We start from the raw sequence: 21316 nt of genomic DNA, 5'->3' as shown, positions 1-21316 counted from the left end.
TTGCAACCGAGGAACGCCATGCACCGGTATATCGTCTACCTGCTCGCCATCCTGATGTTTCCGATCTGCCTGTGGCTGGCCACGATCTGGCCGGCCTGGTATTGGGGCGTCGGCCTTACGGCCGCGATGGTGGCGCTGGGGACCTGGGACCTGCTGCAGAAGCGCAGCACCCTGCGCCGCAATTATCCGGTGATGGCGCACTTCCGTTACGGACTGGAGTCCATCGGCCCGGAGATCCGCCAGTACTTCGTGCAGAGCGATCTGGAAGACGTGCCGTTCTCGCGGCAGCAGCGCGCGCTGATCTACCAGCGGGCCAAGAACCAGATGGACACGGTGCCCTTCGGCACCCTGCGCAGCACGTACGCGGTGGACTACGAATGGATCAACCATTCGCTGGCGCCGACCACCATCGCCAAGCACGACTTCCGCGTGCTGATCGGTGCGAACTGCGCCAAACCCTATTCGGCGAGCGTGTTCAACATCTCGGCGATGAGTTTCGGCTCGCTGTCGGCCAACGCGATCCGTGCGTTGAACGAAGGCGCGCGCCGGGGTGGTTTCTACCACGACACCGGCGAAGGCTCGATTTCGCCGTATCACCGTGAGATGGGCGGTGACCTGGTCTGGGAGATCGGCTCGGGCTACTTCGGTTGCCGCGACGACAAGGGCGGCTTCAGCGAGGAACGCTTCGTTGCCAATGCCAACCACGATCAGGTCAAGATGATCGAGATCAAGCTCTCGCAGGGTGCCAAGCCCGGCCACGGCGGCGTGTTGCCGGCGCCGAAGGTGACGGCCGAGATCTCGGTGACGCGTGGCGTGCCGATGGGCGTGGACTGCGTGTCACCTTCGCGCCATTCGGCGTTCTCCACGCCGGTTGAACTGCTGCAGTTCGTCGCCCGCCTGCGTGAACTGTCCGGTGGCAAGCCGGTGGGATTCAAGCTGGCCATCGGCCACCCGTGGGAATGGTTCGGCATCGCCAAGGCGATGCACGAAACCGGTCTGTTGCCTGACTTCATCGTCGTCGATGGCGCCGAAGGCGGTACCGGTGCGGCACCCGCTGAGTTCGTCGATCACGTGGGTGTGCCGATGCACGAGGCACTGCTGCTGGTGCACAACACCCTGGTGGGCCTGGACCTGCGCGAGCACATCCGTATCGGCGCGGCCGGCAAGATCACCAGCGCGTTCGACATCGCCCGCACCATTGCGATGGGCGCGGACTGGTGCAATGCCGGGCGCGGTTTCATGTTCGCGCTGGGCTGCATCCAGTCGCTCAGCTGCCATACCGACAAGTGCCCGACCGGCATCGCTACCCAGGATCCGGCGCGCTGGAAGCATCTGGATGCACCGGACAAGGCCACGCGTGTGTACAGCTTCCACGAGCACACCCTGCATGCGTTGAAGGAGTTGCTGTGCGCGGCGGGCTTGAACGATCCGGCCGAACTTGGCCCGGAACACATCCTGCGCCGGGTGTCGCCGGTCGAGATCCGTTCGTTGGCCTCGTTGTACCGTTACCTGGAGCCGGGCGAGCTGCTGCACAAGGTGCCCGACCACGCGGTGTTCCATTCGTTCTGGGCCGATGCGCGCAGTGATTCCTTCCAGCCGCCGCCGAAGATCCAGGCGCTGCGGGCCAGCAAGTCGCGATGAGTCGCGTTGCAGGACATGAAAAGCAGACGCATACGGAGATTGCATGCAGTTCAGGACCGGCACCAACGATGATGTGAGCACGCTGTGGGCATTGCGTACGCGCTGCGTACGCGAGCTGTGCAGCAGCCACTATCCGCCAGAGGTGATCGCGCCGTGGTCGGCATCGCCACCGCCGGTGCAGTACTCGCGGTTGCTGGGGCAGGGTGGCTGTGTCGTCGCCGAGGATGATCGGGGCGACGTGCTGGGTTTCGGTGTGCTCGATGCCGAGGGCAACGAGATCGACGCGCTGTTCGTCGATCCGGCTCAGGGCGGGCAGGGGGTTGGCCAGGCGCTGATGCAGCGGCTGCTGGCCATGGCCGATCCAACGCGCGAGGTGGTGTTGTCGGCGTCGCTCAATGCCGTGCCGTTCTACCAGCGGCAGGGCTTTGTCGCCGAACGCGAGGAACTGTATCCGCACCCCAGTGGCGTAGCGTTGGCGTCGGTGAAGATGCGCCGGCCGGCCTGATGCCTCCGGCGCCACTGTGGCTGGATCAGCGTGTGGCCAACCACGCGGTCACGCCCTCTGCCGCACGCAGTCCGCTGGCATAGCAGGCCGTCAACAGGTAGCCACCCGTCGGCGCTTCCCAGTCCAGCATTTCTCCCGCGCAGAACACGCCCGGCAAGGCACGCAGCATCAATCCATCGGTCAGCGCATCCAGGCGCACTCCACCGGCCGTGCTGATCACCTCGGCCATCGGCCGCGGGCGCATCAGGCGCAGCGGCAGGCGCTTCAATGTGGTGACTACGGCGGCCAGATCGTTGCCGGCATCCTTGCCCAGCGTTTCAAATACCAATGCAGTCTTTACTGCATCCAGCCCAGCCTGGCGTCGCAGGTGTTCGCCGAAGCTGCGACCCTTGCGCGGCTGCGAGAGATCGGCCTGCAGGCGTGCCTCGTCGCGGCCCGGAACCAGGTCGAGCCACAGCGTGGCGTGGCCATCGCGGTTGATGGTGTCGCGCAGGTCGGCCGACAGCGCGTAGATCAGGCTGCCTTCGATACCGTACTCGCTGGCCACGCACTCGCCCTGCAGTGAGCGGGGCTCGCCGTCCAGGCCATGCCAATGTGCAACGACGGGCTTCAATGGCGCTCCCGCGTGGCGCTGCGCGAAGAACGGTGTCCACGCAACGTCGAATCCGCAGTTGGCTGATTGCAGCGGCGCGACATCCACGGCGTGGGCCTGCAACACCGGAACCCATGCGCCGTCGCTGCCGAGCTGTGGCCAGCTTCCGCCACCCAGCGCCAACACGGTCGCGTCGGCGCGCACGTCCAGTGCACCACTCTCGGTGGCAAAGCGCAGTGCGCCGTCTTCGCCCCAGCCTTGCCAGCGATGGTTGACGTGCAGGCGCACGCCCTGTTCCTTCAGCCGGCGAACCCAGCCGCGCAGCAGCGGTGCGGCCTTGCGGTCGATCGGGAACACGCGGCCGGAACTGCCGACGTAGGTGTCCACGCCGAATCCCGCCGCCCAGTCGCGCAGCGCCTGTGCATCGAAGCCGTCCAGCCAAAGACCGACGTTGGCGGCCTGCTCGCGATAGCGGCCGTCGAACAGTGGACGTGGGTCGGAATGGGTGAGGTTGAGCCCCCCCTTGCCGGCGATCAGGAACTTGCGGCCCGGCGAGCCCTTGGCCTCGTAAAGATCAACGTCCAGCCCGGCCGCGCGCAGCCGCTCGGCGGCAAACAGCCCCGCCGGGCCGCCGCCGATGACGGCGACGCGACGCGGCGGGTGTACTTCACTGTTGGACATTGAGCAGCTCGACGTCGAATACCAGCGACGAACCTGCCGGGATCGGGCCCACCTGGCGATCGCCATAGCCGAACTCCGGCGGAATCATCAGCGTGCGCTTGCCGCCGACCTTCATGCCGGCCACGCCTTCATCCCAGCCACGGATGACCTGGCCGGCGCCCAGCGTGAAGGTGAACGGCTCGCCGCGTTCGACCGAACTGTCGAAGGTCTTGCCGTGCTTGTTGTCGGCGCGCTCGTCGTAGATCCAGCCGGTGTAATGCACGCTGACCTTCTGGCCCGGCACGGCCTCGGCGCCGCTGCCGGGCTGGGTGTCGATGCGCTCGAAAGCGGCGATGGTGCCTCCCGGCGGCGGGCCAGGCGGTTCCGACGAGCAACCAACGGCGGCGAGGGACAGCAGCAGGGGAAGCAGCAGGCGGCGCATCGGCGTCTCCGTGGGTGATGAGTCAAGGGCGGCAAGGTTAGCGCATCGGCGCCGGGTATCATGGGCGCATGGCAAAACTCCTGCTCAATCTGCGCAATGTCGGCAACGACGAATATGCCGATGTCTGCACGCTGCTCGACCAGCATGGCATCGCCTGGTACCGCACCGAACCCAGCCCCTGGGGCATCTCCAATGGTGGCCTGTGGCTGCGCGAGGATACCGACCAGCCGCGAGCCAAGGCGCTGATGGCCGAGTACCAGGCAGCCCGCGGCGTGCGGGTCCGCGCCGAGCGTGAGCAGGCCCTGCGCGATGGCACTGCCGAGACCTTTGGCAGCCTGTTCCGGCGCCGCCCTGGGTTCGTGGTGCTGGTCATGCTGGGCATGGCGGTGGCGGCGGCACTGGTGCTGCTGCCGTTCATGCTGCTGCGGGGGTAAGGGTGTTCGGCCGGGTTGCACCCGGCGCCTGCAGAGGCAACGGCAACAGCAACAGCAACAGCGGGCGTTCCGTGGTGGGCGGGGCGGTGTGGGCAGGCGGGGGACGGCAAAAGCTGCTCCTGCGTGCCTCGTAGAGCGCCATCCATGGCGCTCTGCGCCCCCGTCTGCCCACACCGCCCCGCCTCTGACAGTTCCCGCGATCTGCGGGGTCGGAGCCCTCTGCTGCGCAGAGGGCTCCGACCCGTGAATCTGTCGATGGGGGCGGTCAGGCGGTAAAATGGCAGGATGATCGCCAATACCGCTGCTTATCATTTCGCCGTCATCGACGCTCCGCAGGCCCTGTGCGACCAGCTGCAGGCTCGTGCCGAGGCGTCCGGTCTGCAGGGCACGATCCTGGTGGCGGGCGAGGGGCTGAACCTGTTCCTGGCCGGGGCGCCGGCCGGTATCGATGGCTTCTACGCGGAACTGCGTGCGGATGCGCGCTTCGCCGACATGCGGGTCAAGACCAGCTTCAGCAAGCACCAGCCTTTCGCGCGGCTGAAGGCCAAGGTCAAGGACGAGATCATCAGCTTCCGCCGGGATGATGGCCAGCCGCTGGACTATCCGCGCGCGCCGGCGATCGATCCCGCCACCGTGCAGCGTTGGCTGCGGCAGGGGCACGATGATGCCGGCAAGCCGGTGGTGATGCTCGATACGCGCAACCTGCAGGAAATCGAGTACGGCACCTTCAAGGATGCGCTGGTTCTGCCCATCCACAAGTTCACCGATCTGCCCGAAGCACTGGCACCCCATCGCGAGGCGCTGAAGGACAGCACCGTGGTCAGTTTCTGCACCGGCGGTATCCGTTGCGAGAAGGCGGCGCTGTGGATGCTCAACGACGGCATGGACAACGTGGTGCAGCTTGATGGCGGCATCCTCGGTTACTTCGAGGACGTGGGCGGCGAGGGCTATGAAGGCCGCTGCTTCGTGTTCGACGAACGGGTGGCGCTGGACGCCGAACTGAAGCCGCTGGTGGACGAACCGTTGCCCGAGCCACGCCCCAGCGCGTTCTGACCCGCCTTGTGTAGCGCCGAGCCCACGCTCGGCTGCTGTGCATCGGGGAAATGCAGCCGAGCGTGGGCTCGGCTCTACACAGGCCGGTGGCGCTGAATCCGTCCCACAGGAATCAGCGTCCCGCCACCGGCACTGGCCGCCGGGGCAGGGCGACCCCATCAACAGGGGATCCTGTAACGGAAAACCGCCTGATGATCCCGTTGTCGATCCTCGACCTGGCCCCGGTCTGCGAGGGCAGCGATACCACTGCTGCCTTCGCCAACATGCTCGAACTGGCCCAGCATGCCGATGCGCTGGGCTACCGCCGCTATTGGCTGGCCGAACACCACAACATGCCCGGCATCGCCAGCGCCGCCACCGCGGTGCTGATCGGCCACGTCGCCGGTGGCACCAAACGCATCCGTGTCGGCGCCGGCGGCATCATGCTGCCCAACCATGCACCGCTGCAGGTGGCCGAGCAGTTCGGCACGCTGGCCTCGCTGTACCCGGACCGTATCGACCTGGGCCTGGGCCGAGCACCGGGTACCGACCAGCCGACCGCGCGCGCCCTGCGCCGCTATTTCGACAGCGCGGACCAGTTCCCGCAGGACGTGCGCGAACTGCTGCACTACTTCGAACCGGTGCAGCCGGGGCAGGCGGTGCAGGCCGTACCGGGTGGCGGCCTGCGGGTGCCGACCTGGATCCTCGGTTCCAGCCTGTTCGGCGCGCGCATGGCCGCCTCGATGGGCCTGCCGTATGCCTTCGCCTCGCACTTCGCGCCCGATTCCATGGATGAAGCGCTTGCGGTGTATCGCCGCGAATTCCGCCCTTCGGCCACGCTCAAGCAGCCGCACGCGATGCTGGCGTTGAACGTGGTGGCCAGTGACAGCGAAGCAGAATCGCGCCGGCTGTTCACCAGCCAGCAGCAGAGCTTCGTCAATCTGCGTCGCGGCCGTCCGGGCAAGATCCCGGCGCCGATCGACGACATCGAATCGTTCTGGGAGCCGCACGAGAAGCTGGGCGTGGAGCGGGCGCTGGCGTGCACGGTGCTGGGTGATCCGCAGCAGGTGGCCGACGGCATTGCAGCTTTCGTCGAACGCCACCAGCCCGACGAACTGATGCTTACCGCCAACCTGTACGACCACCGCGCGCGCCTGCGCTCGTTCGAGCTGGCGATGCAGGCCTGGCACGCCCGCCACGCGGGCTGAACAATTGCGTCACGGCAATTTGCGGCGCGAACGCGTCTGATGGGGTTCCCCTCTCTGGAGTCCCCCATGGACGAGTCCCGCACCGAACACATTGCCCAGCTGGCCGAACTGATCAAGGACGTGGAGGTGGCGATGTTCACCACCCGCGGCGTCGACGGGCGTCTCTACAGCCGCCCGCTCGGCACCCAGCAGGTCGCCTTCGATGGTGACCTGTGGTTCGCCACCGCTGCCGACAGCCCGAAGGTGGCCGAGATCGCGCTCGACCCACGGGTCAACGTGGCCTATGCCTCACCGTCGAAGAATACCTATGTCTCGGTGGCCGGTGTGGCGCGCATCGTCGATGACCGCGCCAAGGTCGAAGAGCTGTGGTCGCCGGCGATGAAACTGTTCTTTCCCGGTGGCCCCGATGATCCGAAGTTGCGGTTGATCCATGTGCGTGCGGAGACCGCCGAATACTGGGACGGGCCGGGCACGCTGCTGGGCTCGGCCCTCAGTTTCGTGTTGTCGGCCGTGCAGGACGAGCCGGCCCAGTTGGGTGACAACGGTTTCATCGACCTGCGTTGAGGTGCCGCATCCACGCATGGCGTGGATCTACTGGGTTCAAGGTAGATCCGCGCCAGTCGTGGATGCGCGCGATCCAAAGTAGATCCACGCAATGCGTGGATGGGAAGCGCCCGGAAATTGCCTGCGCTCAGAACCAGCGCTGGAACAGTTCGACGGTGTAACCCACCAGTTGCCCGGAACTGAAACCAAAGAACGCGATCGCCACCACGGCAGCCACCCAGTTGAACAACATCAGCGCACCGTCGCGCTCCAGCAGCGCCAGCGCGAACAGCAGCAGCTGGAAACCAAACAGATAGTTGGTGAACGGAATCGGCAGCGACAGCAGCAGGCCCAGCAGCACCAGCAGCAGGCCACTGAAGGCGTGGGCCGGGGCAGGCGTCAGCATCTGTGGCATGCGCGGCTTGAGCATGCGGTCGAGGCGGCGCAGCGCACCGTCGATGCGGTCCAGGAACCGGTGCATGGTGCCGCGCTTGGGCCCGCGACGCGCGATGAACCCGGGCAGCCAGGGCCGGCGCATGCAGAACAGCATCTGCAGGCCGATCAGGATCACCAGCGGCCCACTGACCGCGCCGCCCAGCCCGGGGATGGGGATGAAGGCCGGCAGGATGGCGACGAACAGGAACACACCGAAGGCACTCTGCTGCAGATCCTGCAGGATCTGCCCCAGCTTCATGTGTTGGGCCGGGTCACCGAAGGCGAACATCGCCAGCAGGGTGCGGATGCCCTCGTTGCGGTACTCCGGCGGCGCCGCGCCGGGGCCGGACTCAGGCGGTGAGCTCATCGGCCTGCTCGTCGGACAGGGTGCGAAGCAGCAGCTTGTCCACGCGCGCACCGTCCAGATCGACCACCTCGAAGCGCCAGCCGGCCCAGTCGAAGTACTCGCCCGCGTGCGGGATGCGGCCGAAGAAGTGGATGCACATGCCGGCCAGGGTGTAGTAGTCGCCATCCTCGGCGTCGGGCAGATCGTTGCTGCCGATCAACTCGCGCAGGTCCTCGATCGGCAGCGAGCCGTCCACCAGCAGCGACCCGTCTTCACGGGTCACGACCAGTGCGTCTTCGTCGGCGTTCTCCGTTGCCTGCAGGCGGCCGACCACTGCGCCCATCAGATCGCTGATGGTCACCAGGCCCTGGATCTCGCCGTACTCGTCCACCACCAGCGCCATCGACTGCTGTTCTTCGCGGAAGATCTCCAGCAGCTTCATCGCGTGGGTGGATTCGGAGACATACAGCGGCTCGCGCAGGGTCTGGAACAGCGCGTTGTCGCCGCGCGCCATGCGCGTGGCCAGCGATTTCAGCTCAAGCACGCCGACCACGTCCATGTCGTTGTCGCGGTACACCGGGTACCGCGAGAACTCATGCTCGGCCATGATCTCCAGGTTCTTGTCCAGGCCACCCAGCGTATCCAGCCAGGCGATCCGGTTGCGCGGGGTCATCAGGCTGTCGGCGGTGCGGTCGCCCAGGCGCATCACGCGGTTCATCATGTCGCGTTCGTGGCTGTCGATCACGCCGGCCTCGTGGCTCTCGGCCACCAGCATGCGGATCTCTTCTTCAGTGACCGAGGCGACCTCGTCCTTGCCCAGGCCGAACAGGCGCAGCACCAGCTGGGTGGTCTTGGACAGCAGCCAGACGAAGGGGAAGGCCAGCTTGGCCAGCCAGCTCATCGGCAGCGCCACCAGTCCGGCGATGTCCTCCGAGCGCGTCAGGGCCAGGCGCTTGGGTACCAGTTCGCCGAAGATCAGCGTGATGAAGGTGATGAAGGTGACGGCAAGGGCCTTGCCGATGCCGCCAGCGTAGGCGAAGCCGGGCATCAGGCCCTGGATCCATCCGCCGATGGCTTCACCCAGCGCCTCGCCGCCGAGGAAGCCGGTCAGCACGCCGATCACGGTGATGCCGATCTGTACGGTAGACAGGAACGCTTCGGGCTTCTCCGACAGCTCAAGCGCCTTGGCCGCGCGCTTGGAGGTGCCGGCCAGCTGCTTCAGCCGGCTCTTGCGCGAGGTCATGACCGACATCTCGGACATGGCAAAGAAGCCATTCAGCAGAACGAGCGCGAAAACAATCAGGATCATTTCAAACACGGGCATCGTCCCCGGTTGGTGACAGGGAGGGCGGGTGCTTGCGATGGCGGCAGGCGCTCAGGAACGGGGTCCGGCGCGGCGCTGGGGGATAAGGGTCGTCGTCCATAAGGTGCGCCCGAGGGCGCGCTGGCATCTTAGCAAAGGGCCGTGGCCGGGTGGCAAATGCCTGTTCAGTTTTGGGCCTCCCAGCCCCGAAAAGGGGGCAGGGATACCCGTGATGGTCATCTAGCCGTCATAATTCGCTCTGGTGCCGTCCTTCCCGCGACGGCTGACAGGTTTCTCAATGTTCTCTCTGCAGACCATTTTCGGTTCCGGCAAACAGTTCTACACCCTGCTTGATGAGGCTGCCGTCGCGGCTTCCGATGCCGCCAAGGCACTGCATTCGATGCTGCGCGACGCCGATCGCCAGCCCGCCCTGGATGCCTTCAAGCTGGCCCGACTGCGCGAACGCGCGGCCTCGGACAAGATCAGCCAAGCGCTGGTGGACAGCTTCATGACCCCGATCGAGCGCGAAGACATCGAAGCGCTGGGCTCGGCCTTGTACAAGATTCCCAAGCAGATCGAGAAGTTCGCCGATCGCTATTCGCTGGCCACGACCCACCTGGAGCACATCGACTTCGCGCCGCGCGCGGCGATGCTCGAGCAGGCCGCTGGCGTAGTGGTGGAGATGGTCGCCGACCTGCGCCACATGAACCTGGACCGGATGACTGCGCTCAACGAGCGCCTGCGTTCGCTGGAAAACGAAGCCGACCGCCTGATGCTCGAGCTGTACCGCGACATCTACTCCGGTCGCCTGGACAACCTGCAGATGTTCCTGCTGAAGGAATTCTTCGAGATCCTGGAAAAGGCCATCGACCGCTGCCGCGAAGCGGGCGTGGTGGCGTACCAGATCGTGTTGAAGAACAGCTGACGGACGCCACAGCATGCTGACCCTCGTCCTGGTGGTGATCCTGGCCGCGCTCGTTTTCGAGTTCATCAACGGCTTCCACGACACCGCCAACTCCATCGCCACCGTGGTGGCGACCAAGGTGCTCTCGCCCGGTTGGGCGGTGATGCTCGCCGCGTTCATGAACCTGCTGGGCGCACTGACCGGCACCGCCGTAGCCCTGACCATCGCATCGGGCCTGCTCAACACCAACGTGGTCGAGGTGACCCCACAGGTGATCCTGTGCGCGCTGCTGGGCGGCATCATCTGGAACCTGATCACGTGGTGGAAGGGCCTGCCGTCCTCGTCCTCGCACGCGCTGATCGGCGGCCTGTGTGGTGCCGGCCTGGCCGCGGCCCACAACAACTGGGATGCGCTGATCTGGTCGGAACGCTTCGGCAGCTGGGTGCAGAACAAGGGCCTGCTGTGGAAGGTGTTCGTGCCGATGATCACCTCGCCGATCGCCGGCTTCCTGCTCGGCATCGTGGTGATGGTGCTGCTGTGGGCATTGATCGCAGGCCTGGCCAAGATCGGCGGCGCGATCGGTCGGCTGGCACGCCCGCGCATCGTCAATGCGTTCTTCGGCAAGGCACAGATCGCCTCGGCGGCCTACATGGGCTTTGCCCACGGCCACAACGATGCGCAGAAGACCATGGGCATCATCGCCATGACCCTGATCGGTGCCGAAGCGACCGGCGCGTTGAACGACCTGCCGTCGTGGCTGGCCTTCATGCATCCGGACGCGCACGCCGGTGATGGCATCGCCATGTGGATCGTGCTGACCTGCGCGGTGGTGATGGCCGCCGGTACCGCCTCGGGCGGCTGGAAGATCATCAAGACCCTCGGTCACAAGATGGTCAAGCTGCATCCGATCCACGGTTTCGCCGCCGAAACCAGCTCGGCAACGGTGCTGACCGTGGCTGCCCATTTCGGCATGCCGGTGTCGACCACCCACAGCATCTCGACCGCGATCATGGGCGTCGGCTTTGCCAAGAACCCGCGTTCGCTGCGCCTGGGCGTGATCGAGCGCATCGTCTGGGCCTGGATCCTGACCATCCCGGCGGCAGGCGGCTGCGCCTACCTGATCCTGAAGCTGTTCGAGCTGTTCGGCTGGGCCTGAAGCCCGAGGCATTGGGGTCAGAGCCCTTTCCCTACGGGAAAAGGATCTGACCCCGGCAAATCAAAAAGCCCGCCGGATTCCGGCGGGCTTTTTTCATGGGCAGATCATTTTCCGGTATCCACGCATGGCGTGGATCTACCGTGTCGACCAAGGTCGACACCCACCAACAGCAGCAGGAAGTCGGCACCCACCAACAGCAGCATGAACCTGTCGAAGGCGGGGTGGGTCCGGTTGCGGGGGTGTCCGCGGCATGGATGCCGCGGCCAAGCCCCCAAGGATGGGTTTACGGCGTCCCCCGCAACCGGACCCACCCCGCCATCCCTCGGATCGTGGCTTTGGACGTTGTCGTTGCCGTTGCCGTTGATTCTGCGGGTGCCGGGCCGCAGGCCCGGCCGACAACCCTTCAATTACGCTGGAACAACGCCTGCACATCCCGGCGGAACGCCGCCTGGCTGTCCGCCCGGCTGTAGAACATGTGCCCGCCTGGATAGCTGCGCACCTGCACGCGGTCCGGATTGCTGCCCATCGTCGGCATCTGGTCCACCGTCAGGATCGAGCCCATGAACGGGCACGACAGGTCATTCCAGCCATGCACGATCAGCACCTGCAGATGCGGGTCGATCGCCACCGCCTGGCGCAGCTGGGTCACTGCGCCCTCGCGCAGGTCGCCATTGCGATCCCACAGGCGGTTCACGTCGTAGTTCAGCGCCTGGTAGCGCGCATCCACCTTCCAGCCGACCTCACGGGTGACGAAGTCGACCATCGCGGTGGTGGTCGGCGCGATGATGCTGTCCAGCAGCGGATCGTTGGCGCGCTGCTCCGGATCGTTCGGGAACGGATCGAATGCCGTGACGTTGGAGTCGTAGCGGCTGCCCAGCGTGCCCTTGTCGCGGAACACCTCGCGCAGGTAGGCCTGGGTCTCCAGGCGGCCACCGGCGCGGCGCACGAACTGCGGGTCCAGGCCGGTCAACTCGGCCACCCGGCGCAGCATCGCCTCGGTTGCTTGCGGATCGCTGCGGCCCTTCATCAGCGCGGTGGCGTAGTCGCCGCGGGTGTACTCGACCACCTCGCGCATCGCCGCGTCGGTCAGCTTGCCCTGGCGCTCCAGGTGCGCGGCCGCGATCGAGGGCAGGGTCTGCATCCACGCCATCGGCGAAACATCGGCGTTGTCTTCCAGCGTCGGGCTCAGGTAAGGCGACACCAGCACCAGGCCGTTCATCGCCACGCCCAGGCGGGTCTGCAGGAAGTGGGTGATGCGCGGGCCGCGATAACCGCCATAGCTCTCGCCGGTCAGGTACTTGCGCGACGCCATGCGCTGGTTGCGCAGCAGCCAGTCATAGATCGAGCGCGACAGGTACTCGATGTCGGCGCTGGGGGTGTAAAGCTGTTTCTTCGCTTCGTCATCGCCGATGCGCGCGCGGCTGAAACCGGTGCCGATCGGGTCGATGAACACCAGGTCGGTGAAGTCCAGCCAGGTGCCCGGGTTGTCGTGCAGCTTCGCCGGCGCCGATGCGCTGTCGCCTTCCGAGCCGAAGGTCACCACCTTCGGGCCGATGGCGCCCAGGTTGAGGTACACCGACGACGCGCCGGGGCCGCCATTGAGCGCGAAGGTCACCGGCCGGTCCTTGCCAGGCATCGTGTAGGCGGTGAACACCACATCGGCGATCACCTTGCCCTTCGCATCGCGCACAGGCAGGGTGCCGACGGTGGCGGTGTAGTCGAGGGTGCGGCCCGCCAGGCGCATGCTTTGCCGAGCCGACGCATCGGCCGGCAGCGGTGCGGCTTCGGTCTTTTCTTCTTTTGTTTCGGAGGCGCTGTCAGCAGCAGGAGCGGCCAGCACGCAGGCAGGGGCGATCAGCAGGCCGACGCAGAGCGCGGCAGAGTGCAGCAGGAACTTCATGGCACCGGAACGGCAGCGGAAGGGACCCCGATGCTAGGACGGGGTGCCGCCTGCCGTATGTGTCCAAAGGCATGGGCCAGCGTTGCGGCCTGATCCGGTCAAGCCGAGGTGGCAGCTCGCGCAGCGTCGTTGGCCAGCAGCCCATACACGGCCGAGTCCGCCAGTTCACCGCGGATGCGCCAGCGCTGCCGCAGCAGGCCTTCGCGGTGGAAACCCAGGCGCTCGAGTACATGTGCCGAAGCCTGGTTGCGTGGGTCGATCTCGGCTTCCACCCGATGCAGTTGCAGGGTGTTGAACAGATAGTCCAGCACCCGCTGCAGCGCTTCATGCATGTAGCCATGGCCCTGCCTGCCAGGTGCCAGCAGATAGCCTATTTCGGCGCGGGCGGCGTCGCGATCCAGCGCAAACACCACGCAGATGCCCAGCAGTGGGCCGTCCACCGATTCGCGCAGGGCCAGCTTCAATTGCGTGCCGGTCGCCTGTGCGGCGAGGTCGTCGTCGATCTGCGCGCGTGCTTCGGAGGGACGCGTCCAAGCCGGGTGGTTCCACCAGTGCATCACGTCCGGGTCGGACTGCAGGGCGAACAGGGCCGCGGCGTCATCGCGGCGGATGGGGCTCAGCACCAGGCGCGCGCTGTGCAGCGGCAGCCCGGGAAACAGCAGCGAGTTGGCGGGCAATGGGGTCGTCCACGCGGATGAGCGCGCATTATGGACCCGCAGGGTTTGCCGATGGGGGCGTGATGCCCCGGGGTGCGGAAGCACCAGGGTCGGATCCCTTTCCTCCGGAAAGGGCTCTGACCCTGGTGCCGACCGCATTGCCGGATGTCCGGGGTCAGAGCCGTTTCCCGGTGGGAAACGGATCCGATCCCGCACCGGAATCAGACTTCCAGCGAAGCCAGATCGCCCTTGCTCTCCAGCCAGCCCTTGCGATCCGACGCACGCTTCTTGGCCAGCAGCATGTCCATCAGCGAGCGGGTCTGCTCACCATCATCAATGGTCAGCTGCACCAGGCGACGGGTGTCCGGGTGGATGGTGGACTCGCGCAGCTGCGGCGGATTCATCTCGCCCAGGCCCTTGAAGCGGGTCACGTTGATGGCGCCCTTGATCTTCTCGCGTTCGATCTTGTCCAGCATCGAGCGCTTTTCTTCCTCGTCCAGGGCGTAGAACACCTGCTTGCCCACGTCGATGCGGAACAACGGCGGCATCGCCACGAACACGTGGCCGGCATCGACCAGCGCCGGGAAGTGCTTCAGGAACAGTGCGGTCAACAGGGTGGCGATATGCAGGCCGTCCGAGTCGGCGTCGGCGAGGATGATCACCTTGCCGTAGCGCAGGCCGCCGATGTCGTCCTTGCCCGGGTCGCAGCCGATGGCCACCGCCAGGTTGTGTACTTCCTCCGAGGCCAGCACGCTGTTGGAGGACACTTCCCAGGTGTTGAGGATCTTGCCGCGCAGCGGCAGGATCGCCTGGAAGTCCTTGTCGCGGGCCTGCTTGGCGCTGCCGCCTGCCGAGTCGCCCTCGACCAGGAACAGTTCGGTGCGCGACAGGTCCTGGCTGATGCAGTCGGCCAGCTTGCCAGGCAGGGCAGGGCCCTGGGTGACCTTCTTGCGGACAACCAGCTTCTCGGTCTTCAGGCGCGCGCTGGCGCGCTCGATGGCGATCTGCGCGATCTTTTCGCCCAGCTCCACGTTCTGGTTCAGCAGCAGGCTGAACGCATCGTGCGCGGCGCCTTCGACGAAACCGGCGGCCTGGCGCGAAGACAGGCGTTCCTTGGTCTGGCCGCTGAACTGCGGGTCGGTCATCTTCAGTGACAGCACGAACGACACGCGGTCCCACACGTCTTCCGGGGCCAGCTTGACGCCACGCGGCAGCAGGTTGCGGAAGTCGCAGAACTCGCGCAGCGCTTCGGTCAGGCCGGTGCGCAGGCCGTTGGCGTGGGTGCCGTGCTGTGCGGTCGGAATCAGGTTGACGTAGCTTTCCTGCACCAGCTCGCCTTCCGGCAGCCAGGCCACGGCCCAGTCCACGATCTCGGTGTCTTTCTTCAGGTTGCCGACGAACAGCTCGGCCGGCAGCATCTCGCGATCGCCCAGCTCCACCTTCAGGTAATCGCGCAGGCCGTCCTCGTAGTACCAGGTATCGACTTCACCGGTGGCTTCGTCGGTCAGCTTGACGGTCAGGCCCGGGCACAGCACGGCCTTGGCGCGCAGCAGGTGCTTGAGCGCACGCACGGCGAACTTGGGCGTATCGAAGTACTTCGGGTCCGGCCAGAAACGCAGGCGGGTACCGGTGTTCTTCTTGCCGACGGTGCCGACCACTTCCAGCGGCGAGGCGCGGTCGCCGTTGCGGAAGGTGATGCGGTGTTCGGCACCTTCGCGCTTGATGTGGATTTCCACCAGGGTCGACAGCGCATTGACCACGCTGACGCCGACGCCATGCAGGCCGCCGGAGAAGGTGTAGTTGTTGTTGTTGAACTTGCCGCCGGCATGCAGGCGGGTAAGGATCAGCTCGACGCCCGGGATCTTCTCTTCCGGATGGATGTCCACCGGCATGCCGCGGCCGTCATCGCTGACCTCCACGCTGCCGTCCTTGAACAGGGTGATCTCGATCGAGCGGGCATGGCCGGCGAGGGCCTCGTCCACCGAGTTGTCGATCACTTCCTGCGCCAGGTGGTTCGGGCGCGCGGTGTCGGTATACATGCCGGGGCGGCGCTTGACCGGGTCAAGGCCGGACAGGACTTCAATATCGGCGGCGTTATAGCGGGCGTTCATCTGTCTTCGAAAGCGTGGAGCGACGGGCAAGTGTGCGGTCTGGACCGGGAATTTGCACGCCTGCGGTTCAGCCTCGTTGGCGGGGAGGGGGTAAAATGGCAGCCGCTGGAACCGAACACCGGCGCCCCCCACATCCGAGCCATACCGCGAGGAGGACTCCATGAAGAAGTTGCTGACCATTGCGATCCTGGCTGCCGCCGCTGTTGCAGTGCCGATGGTGCTGGCGCAGAACGCCGGCCAGCCTGCTCCGCAGCAGGGTGACCAGGCCGACAAGGCGCAGTCCGAAGCCGACGCCAAGGCCAAGCGCCGCGCGCAGGCCAATGCCGAGATGAAGGCCAAGGGCCAGCCGGTGCCTCAGCAGGAAGAAGAGGAAGAGGCGAGGAAGAAGAAGTAATTCTTCTGCCCCTCCGAAACCCTTGCCACAAGGGTTTCCCCCTTGAACGCCCCGCCCAGCGGGGCGTTTCTTTTTGCCGATGGCGCCATCTGCCCCTTGGGTTGGCGGCCATCTATCTGTAAACTATGGCTTTCCGGGAGTAAGTGCGTGTCCACCATTTGCGAATGGGCTGGCACGGCCAAGCGTGGCCTCCAGCAAAGCGGGTCGCAGGTGACGGTCGAAGTGACCGGCACGGCCGCCCCGACCTCGCAGGGTGGTTCCCCGTTGGCGCCTGGCGCCGTCCGGGCCCGCACCTCCCTCGCTGCTCCAGCGAACCGGAAAACCCCCTTTCTGCTCCACGCCCGCCCCCCGGGCAGGCGTGGCGCTGCCGTTTTCCATTTCCAGACAGGATGCTTGCAGCCATGACTCCCTTGATTTTCGTAACCGGCGGCGTGGTGTCCTCGCTCGGCAAAGGTATTGCCGCCGCGTCACTGGCCGCCATTCTCGAAGCGCGTGGCCTGAAGGTCACGATGATGAAGCTCGATCCGTACATCAACGTCGACCCGGGCACCATGAGCCCGTTCCAGCACGGTGAGGTGTACGTCACCGACGACGGCGCCGAAACCGATCTCGACCTGGGCCACTACGAGCGCTTCGTGCGCACCCGCCTGAGTCGCAAGAACTCGGTCACCACCGGTCGCATCTACGAAGAGGTGATCCGCAAGGAGCGCCGCGGCGACTACCTGGGTGCGACCGTGCAGGTCATTCCGCACATCACCGATGAGATCCGTCGCTGCATGGACGAAGCCACCGAGGGCTTCGATGTGGCCCTGGTGGAGATCGGCGGCACCGTCGGTGACATCGAGTCGCTGCCGTTCCTGGAGGCGATCCGCCAGGTGCGCACCGAGCGTGGCCCGGAAAAGGCACTGTTCATGCACCTCACCCTGGTGCCGTACATCGCCGCTGCTGGTGAGCTGAAGACCAAGCCGACCCAGCACTCGGTGAAGGAACTGCGCTCGATCGGCATCCAGCCGGACGTGCTGCTGTGCCGCTCGGAACAGCCGGTGCCGGATTCGGAGCGTCGCAAGATCGCCCAGTTCACCAACGTCTCCGAGCGCGCGGTGATCAGCGTCCCCGACGTCGATGTGCTGTACCGCATTCCGATGGGCCTGCACGCACAGGGCCTGGACGAGATCGTCATCAACCAGCTGAAGCTGGCCGACAAGGCCGGCCCGGCCGACCTGTCGATGTGGGAAGACGCCGTCGATGCCACCCTGCATCCGCTGGATGCGGTGACCATCGCGGTGGTCGGCAAGTACATCGACCACCAGGACGCCTACAAGTCGGTCGGCGAGGCGCTCAAGCACGGTGGCCTGCGCCAGCGCACCAAGGTCACCCTGAAGTGGCTGGAAGCGCAGGACCTGGAAGGCAGCGACATGTCCGCGCTGGCTGATGTCGACGGCATCCTGGTGCCGGGTGGTTTCGGCGACCGTGGCTTCGAAGGCAAGGTGCTCACCTCGCAGTACGCCCGTGAGCAGAAGGTGCCGTACTTCGGCATCTGCTACGGCATGCAGGCTGCCGTGGTCGACTACGCGCGCCACGTGGTGGGCCTGGAAGACGCCAACAGCACCGAAAACGATCGCCAGTCGCCGAACCCGGTGATCGGCCTGATCACCGAGTGGCGCACCGCCACCGGCGACGTGGAAAAGCGTGACGACAAGAGCGACCTCGGCGGCACCATGCGCCTGGGCCTGCAGGAACAGCGCCTGAAGCCGGGCACGCTGGCCCGCGAGCTGTACGGCAAGGACGTGGTCGCCGAGCGCCACCGCCATCGTTACGAGTTCAACAACCGCTACCGCACCCAGCTGGAAGATGCGGGTCTGGTGATCGCCGGCAAGTCGATGGATGACACCCTGGTGGAAGTGGTTGAGCTGCCGCGCGACCAGCATCCGTGGTTCCTGGCCTGCCAGGCGCATCCGGAATTCCTGTCCACCCCGCGTGATGGCCATCCGCTGTTCATCGGCTTCATCCGTGCCGCGCGCGAGCGCAAGGCCGGTGGCAAGCTGCTGCAGGAAGTGCGCGCCTGACTTGTCATGGGGGCCGCTGGCCCCCATCTTGCTCGCTTCAACCCCAGCGCACCGGTACTGCCGGTGTAGCGGACAACAAGGAAACGCCATGAAACTGTGTGGATTCGAGGTCGGGCTGGACCAGCCCCTGTTCCTGATCGCCGGCCCCTGCGTGATCGAGTCGATGCAGCTGCAGCTGGATACCGCCGGCAAGCTGAAGGAAGTGACCGACAGGCTCGGTGTGAACTTCATCTTCAAGTCCAGCTTCGACAAGGCCAACCGCACCTCCGGCACCGCCTTCCGTGGCCCGGGCATGGAAGAGGGCCTCAAGGTGCTGGCCGAGGTCAAGAAGCAGATCGGCGTGCCGGTGCTGACCGACGTGCACGAGTACACCCCGATGGACGAAGTGGCCTCGGTGGTGGACGTGCTGCAGACCCCGGCGTTCCTGGTCCGCCAGACCGACTTCATCCGCAAGGTGTGCGCGGCCGGCAAGCCGGTCAACATCAAGAAGGGCCAGTTCCTTGCGCCGTGGGACATGAAGCCTGTCGTGGAGAAGGCCAAGGCCACCGGCAACGAGCAGATCATGGTCTGCGAGCGTGGCGCCAGCTTCGGCTACAACAACCTGGTCAGCGACATGCGTTCGCTGGCGGTGATGCGCGATACCGGCTGCCCGGTGGTGTTCGATGCCACCCATTCGGTACAGCTGCCGGGCGGGCAGGGCACCAGTTCCGGTGGCCAGCGCGAGCATGTGCCGGTACTGGCGCGCGCCGCGGTTGCCGTGGGCATCTCCGGCCTGTTCGCCGAGACCCATCCGGACCCGTCCAAGGCGCTGTCCGATGGCCCCAACGCGTGGCCGCTGGATCAGATGGAAGCCCTGCTCGAGACCCTGATGGAGCTCGATGCGGTGACCAAGAAGCACGGCTTCTCGCGCTTCGCGTGAGTCAGCACCCGCAGGCGGCGCTGGAACTCCAGCGTCGTCGCCGGCACTGGCGGCAGTGGCCATGGGGCCCGATCGCACTCGGTCTGGCCTTGCTCTCGGTATCCGGCGTATTCGCCATCGGCATGCTGTTCGGTGCCGGCATGCGTCCGTCCAGTGCAGGCGGCCCGGTAGTGAACCTGCTGCCTTTCGTCATCGCGCTGGCGGTGGCCGAAGTGCTGACCATTTCCGCAGGGCTTTTCGCCGCGGTGCTCGGCTGGCGCCTGAACCGGGGCAGGGTCACCGCTGCACTGGCGATGGTCCTGCTGTCGCTGTGGGTGGGCATCCTGCTGCACGATCTGCTTTGATGAATACGATGCCTGAAGCCTCGCGCAGCTGGCCCTGGGGCCTGTTCGCCCTGTTGCTGTCGGTGCTCGCCTGGGGCGCGTTGCTGCTGGGCGTGCTGGCCTTTGCCGCCAGCTTCCGGCCGCCGGGGGATGGAAGCAGCGGCGTACAGGCCATGCAGTACTGGATGCTGGGCGCGCTGATCACGCTGGTGCTGTCTTTCGTGGGCAGCCTGGTGGCGATGGTGATGGCCTGGCGACGGCGGCGCGGACCGGTGTGCGCGGCCATTGCCGGTGCGCTGCTGGTGATGCTGGTGTCGCTGGTGATGATCGTGATCGGGTCCAGCTGGGGCTGATGCCACTCAGGCCATTTGGCAAGTGAGGGGTAGCCGGGGATAATCACGCGGCATTCGTTTTTGTCGCCCCCTCTCCATACAGGTAACCGGCCCGACCATGAGTACGATCCGCAGCATCCATGCCCGTGAAATCCTCGACAGCCGTGGCAACCCCACGCTGGAAGCCGAAGTCACCCTGGAGGACGGTTCGTTCGGTCGCGCCGCGGTTCCCTCCGGCGCATCGACCGGCACCAAGGAGGCGGTGGAGCTGCGTGACGGCGACAAGACCCGTTACCTCGGCAAGGGCGTGCGCAAGGCCGTCGACAACGTCAACGGCGCCATTGCCAACGCACTGAAGGGCTTCGAGGCCACCGACCAGGCCGGCCTGGACCGTCGCCTGATCGATCTGGATGGCACCGAGAACAAGGGCCGCCTGGGCGCCAACGCACTGCTGGGTGTTTCCATGGCCGCCGCACACGCCGCTGCTGCCTCCAGCAAGCAGGCACTGTGGCAGTACCTGGCCGGCAAGACCGGCGCGACCCCGTCGCTGCCGGTACCGATGATGAACATCATCAACGGCGGCGCGCACGCCGACAACAACGTCGATTTCCAGGAGTTCATGGTGCTGCCGGTCGGCTTCACCTCGTTCTCCGAAGCGCTGCGTGCCGGCACCGAAATCTTCCATTCGCTGAAGTCGGTGCTGAAGGGCCACGGTCTGAGCACGGCGGTGGGCGACGAAGGCGGCTTCGCGCCGGACTTCCGCAGCAACGTCGAAGCGCTGGACACCATCCTCGAAGCCATCGGCAAGGCCGGCTACACCGCCGGTGAAGACGTGCTGCTGGGCCTGGACGTGGCCTCCAGCGAGTTCTTCGAGAACGGCAAGTACAACCTGGTCGGCGAGAACAAGCGCCTTACCTCCGAACAGTTCGTCGACTTCCTCGCCGACTGGGCCGCGCAGTACCCGATCATCACGATCGAAGACGGCCTGGCCGAGAACGACTGGGCGGGCTGGAAGCTGCTGACCGATCGCATCGGCAAGAAGGTACAGCTGGTCGGCGACGATCTGTTCGTCACCAATCCGAAGATCTTCCAGGAAGGCATCGATTCGGGCACCGCCAACGCGATCCTGATCAAGGTCAACCAGATCGGCACCCTCAGCGAAACCCTGGAAGCGATCGCCATGGCCGACCGTGCCGGGTATGCCGCCGTGGTCTCGCACCGTTCGGGTGAAACCGAAGACACCACCATCGCCGACATCTCGGTGGCCACCACCGCCACCCAGATCAAGACCGGCTCGCTGTGCCGCAGCGATCGCGTGGCCAAGTACAACCAGCTGCTGCGCATCGAGGAAGCCCTCGGTGCCGGCGCGCGTTACGCGGGTCGTGACGCGTTCGTGTCGCTGAAGCGCTGAGCC

General features: G+C 65.9%; 21 protein-coding genes. 14 read left to right on the top strand and 7 right to left on the bottom strand.

Features of this window, described 5'->3' with window-relative positions:
- Window positions 1–18: 18 nt before the first annotated feature.
- Both MRBLST15_RS05690 and MRBLST15_RS05685 read left to right on the top strand, forming a co-directional pair.
- On the top strand, window positions 19–1641 hold the full coding sequence (locus tag MRBLST15_RS05690; protein WP_099820075.1) for an FMN-binding glutamate synthase family protein: 1623 nt from the start codon (window positions 19–21) through the stop codon (window positions 1639–1641).
- Window positions 1642–1684: 43 nt separating this feature from the next.
- Entirely contained in the window at window positions 1685–2146 is a 462-nt protein-coding gene (locus MRBLST15_RS05685) for a GNAT family N-acetyltransferase (protein ID WP_180167596.1), read from the top strand.
- A 25-nt stretch (window positions 2147–2171) separates the two neighbouring features.
- Here MRBLST15_RS05685 and MRBLST15_RS05680 read toward each other — a convergent pair whose 3' ends face one another.
- Both MRBLST15_RS05680 and MRBLST15_RS05675 read right to left on the bottom strand, forming a co-directional pair.
- Window positions 2172–3419 carry a TIGR03862 family flavoprotein gene (locus tag MRBLST15_RS05680; protein ID WP_312705052.1) on the bottom strand — a complete coding sequence of 416 codons (1248 nt, stop codon included), beginning with the start codon at window positions 3417–3419 and terminating at the stop codon, window positions 2172–2174.
- Window positions 3406–3840, bottom strand: a complete 435-nt coding sequence (locus MRBLST15_RS05675; RefSeq protein ID WP_099820078.1) for an FKBP-type peptidyl-prolyl cis-trans isomerase — start codon at window positions 3838–3840, stop codon at window positions 3406–3408. The genes MRBLST15_RS05680 and MRBLST15_RS05675 overlap by 14 nt, the downstream gene beginning before the upstream one ends.
- 68 nt (window positions 3841–3908) lie before the next feature.
- Here MRBLST15_RS05675 and MRBLST15_RS05670 point away from each other — a divergent pair, with 68 nt between their 5' ends.
- From MRBLST15_RS05670 to MRBLST15_RS05655, 4 genes are all read left to right on the top strand, one after another.
- On the top strand, window positions 3909–4274 hold the full coding sequence (locus tag MRBLST15_RS05670) for a DUF6164 family protein (RefSeq protein ID WP_312705053.1): 366 nt from the start codon (window positions 3909–3911) through the stop codon (window positions 4272–4274).
- 285 nt (window positions 4275–4559) lie between these two features.
- Window positions 4560–5327, top strand: a complete 768-nt coding sequence (locus MRBLST15_RS05665) for a sulfurtransferase (RefSeq protein WP_367785438.1) — start codon at window positions 4560–4562, stop codon at window positions 5325–5327.
- Window positions 5328–5518: 191 nt separating this feature from the next.
- Window positions 5519–6514 carry an LLM class flavin-dependent oxidoreductase gene (locus tag MRBLST15_RS05660; RefSeq protein WP_265953510.1) on the top strand — a complete coding sequence of 332 codons (996 nt, stop codon included), beginning with the start codon at window positions 5519–5521 and terminating at the stop codon, window positions 6512–6514.
- Between the two features lie 66 nt (window positions 6515–6580).
- Entirely contained in the window at window positions 6581–7078 is a 498-nt protein-coding gene (locus tag MRBLST15_RS05655; protein ID WP_100464687.1) for a pyridoxamine 5'-phosphate oxidase family protein, read from the top strand.
- A gap of 127 nt (window positions 7079–7205) precedes the next feature.
- On the opposite strand, the gene MRBLST15_RS05650 is transcribed toward MRBLST15_RS05655, so the two are convergent.
- Together MRBLST15_RS05650 and MRBLST15_RS05645 are read right to left on the bottom strand one after the other, a co-directional pair.
- Window positions 7206–7859 carry an exopolysaccharide biosynthesis protein gene (locus MRBLST15_RS05650; RefSeq protein ID WP_265953509.1) on the bottom strand — a complete coding sequence of 218 codons (654 nt, stop codon included), beginning with the start codon at window positions 7857–7859 and terminating at the stop codon, window positions 7206–7208.
- Window positions 7843–9162 (bottom strand): hemolysin family protein, encoded by a 1320-nt coding sequence (locus tag MRBLST15_RS05645; protein WP_049464874.1) that lies wholly within the window; start codon window positions 9160–9162, stop codon window positions 7843–7845. The genes MRBLST15_RS05650 and MRBLST15_RS05645 overlap by 17 nt, the downstream gene beginning before the upstream one ends.
- A gap of 277 nt (window positions 9163–9439) precedes the next feature.
- On the opposite strand from MRBLST15_RS05645, the gene MRBLST15_RS05640 reads away from it, so the two are divergent.
- Together MRBLST15_RS05640 and MRBLST15_RS05635 are read left to right on the top strand one after the other, a co-directional pair.
- Window positions 9440–10066 carry a DUF47 domain-containing protein gene (locus MRBLST15_RS05640; protein WP_025878890.1) on the top strand — a complete coding sequence of 209 codons (627 nt, stop codon included), beginning with the start codon at window positions 9440–9442 and terminating at the stop codon, window positions 10064–10066.
- 13 nt (window positions 10067–10079) lie between these two features.
- A complete protein-coding gene (locus MRBLST15_RS05635; protein WP_265953508.1) occupies window positions 10080–11201 on the top strand; it encodes an inorganic phosphate transporter in 1122 nt (373 codons plus the stop codon).
- A gap of 403 nt (window positions 11202–11604) precedes the next feature.
- Here the strand turns inward: MRBLST15_RS05635 and MRBLST15_RS05630 are convergent, their stop codons facing one another.
- From MRBLST15_RS05630 to parE, 3 genes are all read right to left on the bottom strand, one after another.
- Window positions 11605–13101, bottom strand: coding sequence for a S10 family peptidase (locus MRBLST15_RS05630; protein ID WP_367785437.1), 1497 nt, complete (start codon window positions 13099–13101; stop codon window positions 11605–11607).
- Between the two features lie 98 nt (window positions 13102–13199).
- Window positions 13200–13778, bottom strand: coding sequence for a GNAT family N-acetyltransferase (locus MRBLST15_RS05625; protein WP_367785436.1), 579 nt, complete (start codon window positions 13776–13778; stop codon window positions 13200–13202).
- 200 nt (window positions 13779–13978) lie between these two features.
- Entirely contained in the window at window positions 13979–15868 is a 1890-nt protein-coding gene (gene parE, locus MRBLST15_RS05620; RefSeq protein WP_367785435.1) for a DNA topoisomerase IV subunit B, read from the bottom strand.
- Window positions 15869–16028: 160 nt separating this feature from the next.
- Between parE and MRBLST15_RS05615 the strand changes: the two genes are divergently transcribed.
- The 6 genes from MRBLST15_RS05615 to eno all read left to right on the top strand — a co-directional run bounded on the left by MRBLST15_RS05615 (window position 16029) and on the right by eno (window position 21313).
- Complete coding sequence (locus tag MRBLST15_RS05615) at window positions 16029–16262, top strand: hypothetical protein (RefSeq protein ID WP_089240228.1); 234 nt, start codon at window positions 16029–16031, stop codon at window positions 16260–16262.
- Window positions 16263–16663: 401 nt separating this feature from the next.
- On the top strand, window positions 16664–18328 hold the full coding sequence (locus MRBLST15_RS05610) for a CTP synthase (RefSeq protein WP_100464696.1): 1665 nt from the start codon (window positions 16664–16666) through the stop codon (window positions 18326–18328).
- Between the two features lie 88 nt (window positions 18329–18416).
- Complete coding sequence (gene kdsA, locus MRBLST15_RS05605; RefSeq protein WP_265953504.1) at window positions 18417–19247, top strand: 3-deoxy-8-phosphooctulonate synthase; 831 nt, start codon at window positions 18417–18419, stop codon at window positions 19245–19247.
- Complete coding sequence (locus tag MRBLST15_RS05600; RefSeq protein ID WP_367785434.1) at window positions 19244–19591, top strand: hypothetical protein; 348 nt, start codon at window positions 19244–19246, stop codon at window positions 19589–19591. Before kdsA ends, MRBLST15_RS05600 begins: the two co-directional genes overlap by 4 nt.
- Window positions 19591–19923 (top strand): hypothetical protein, encoded by a 333-nt coding sequence (locus MRBLST15_RS05595; RefSeq protein ID WP_367785433.1) that lies wholly within the window; start codon window positions 19591–19593, stop codon window positions 19921–19923. The genes MRBLST15_RS05600 and MRBLST15_RS05595 overlap by 1 nt, the downstream gene beginning before the upstream one ends.
- A gap of 97 nt (window positions 19924–20020) precedes the next feature.
- A complete protein-coding gene (eno, locus tag MRBLST15_RS05590; protein WP_176021100.1) occupies window positions 20021–21313 on the top strand; it encodes a phosphopyruvate hydratase in 1293 nt (430 codons plus the stop codon).
- Window positions 21314–21316: the final 3 nt, after the last annotated feature.

This window comes from Stenotrophomonas sp. LST15-1-1.1, assembly GCF_040815575.1.
GTDB classification, from domain to species: domain Bacteria; phylum Pseudomonadota; class Gammaproteobacteria; order Xanthomonadales; family Xanthomonadaceae; genus Stenotrophomonas; species Stenotrophomonas lactitubi_B.
This window is presented reverse-complemented; position numbering and strand designations above follow the sequence as displayed.

Bases quoted from the DNA above. Each gene is read 5' to 3' on its own strand.
- MRBLST15_RS05690 (WP_099820075.1), top strand. From the start codon at position 19: ATGCACCGGTATATCGTCTACCTGCTCGCCATCCTGATGTTTCCGATC.
- MRBLST15_RS05685 (WP_180167596.1), top strand. From the start codon at position 1,685: ATGCAGTTCAGGACCGGCACCAACGATGATGTGAGCACGCTGTGGGCA.
- MRBLST15_RS05680 (WP_312705052.1), bottom strand. From the start codon at position 3,419: ATGTCCAACAGTGAAGTACACCCGCCGCGTCGCGTCGCCGTCATCGGC.
- MRBLST15_RS05675 (WP_099820078.1), bottom strand. From the start codon at position 3,840: ATGCGCCGCCTGCTGCTTCCCCTGCTGCTGTCCCTCGCCGCCGTTGGT.
- MRBLST15_RS05670 (WP_312705053.1), top strand. From the start codon at position 3,909: ATGGCAAAACTCCTGCTCAATCTGCGCAATGTCGGCAACGACGAATAT.
- MRBLST15_RS05665 (WP_367785438.1), top strand. From the start codon at position 4,560: ATGATCGCCAATACCGCTGCTTATCATTTCGCCGTCATCGACGCTCCG.
- MRBLST15_RS05660 (WP_265953510.1), top strand. From the start codon at position 5,519: ATGATCCCGTTGTCGATCCTCGACCTGGCCCCGGTCTGCGAGGGCAGC.
- MRBLST15_RS05655 (WP_100464687.1), top strand. From the start codon at position 6,581: ATGGACGAGTCCCGCACCGAACACATTGCCCAGCTGGCCGAACTGATC.
- MRBLST15_RS05650 (WP_265953509.1), bottom strand. From the start codon at position 7,859: ATGAGCTCACCGCCTGAGTCCGGCCCCGGCGCGGCGCCGCCGGAGTAC.
- MRBLST15_RS05645 (WP_049464874.1), bottom strand. From the start codon at position 9,162: ATGCCCGTGTTTGAAATGATCCTGATTGTTTTCGCGCTCGTTCTGCTG.
- MRBLST15_RS05640 (WP_025878890.1), top strand. From the start codon at position 9,440: ATGTTCTCTCTGCAGACCATTTTCGGTTCCGGCAAACAGTTCTACACC.
- MRBLST15_RS05635 (WP_265953508.1), top strand. From the start codon at position 10,080: ATGCTGACCCTCGTCCTGGTGGTGATCCTGGCCGCGCTCGTTTTCGAG.
- MRBLST15_RS05630 (WP_367785437.1), bottom strand. From the start codon at position 13,101: ATGAAGTTCCTGCTGCACTCTGCCGCGCTCTGCGTCGGCCTGCTGATC.
- parE (WP_367785435.1), bottom strand. From the start codon at position 15,868: ATGAACGCCCGCTATAACGCCGCCGATATTGAAGTCCTGTCCGGCCTT.
- MRBLST15_RS05615 (WP_089240228.1), top strand. From the start codon at position 16,029: ATGAAGAAGTTGCTGACCATTGCGATCCTGGCTGCCGCCGCTGTTGCA.
- MRBLST15_RS05610 (WP_100464696.1), top strand. From the start codon at position 16,664: ATGACTCCCTTGATTTTCGTAACCGGCGGCGTGGTGTCCTCGCTCGGC.
- kdsA (WP_265953504.1), top strand. From the start codon at position 18,417: ATGAAACTGTGTGGATTCGAGGTCGGGCTGGACCAGCCCCTGTTCCTG.
- MRBLST15_RS05595 (WP_367785433.1), top strand. From the start codon at position 19,591: ATGAATACGATGCCTGAAGCCTCGCGCAGCTGGCCCTGGGGCCTGTTC.
- eno (WP_176021100.1), top strand. From the start codon at position 20,021: ATGAGTACGATCCGCAGCATCCATGCCCGTGAAATCCTCGACAGCCGT.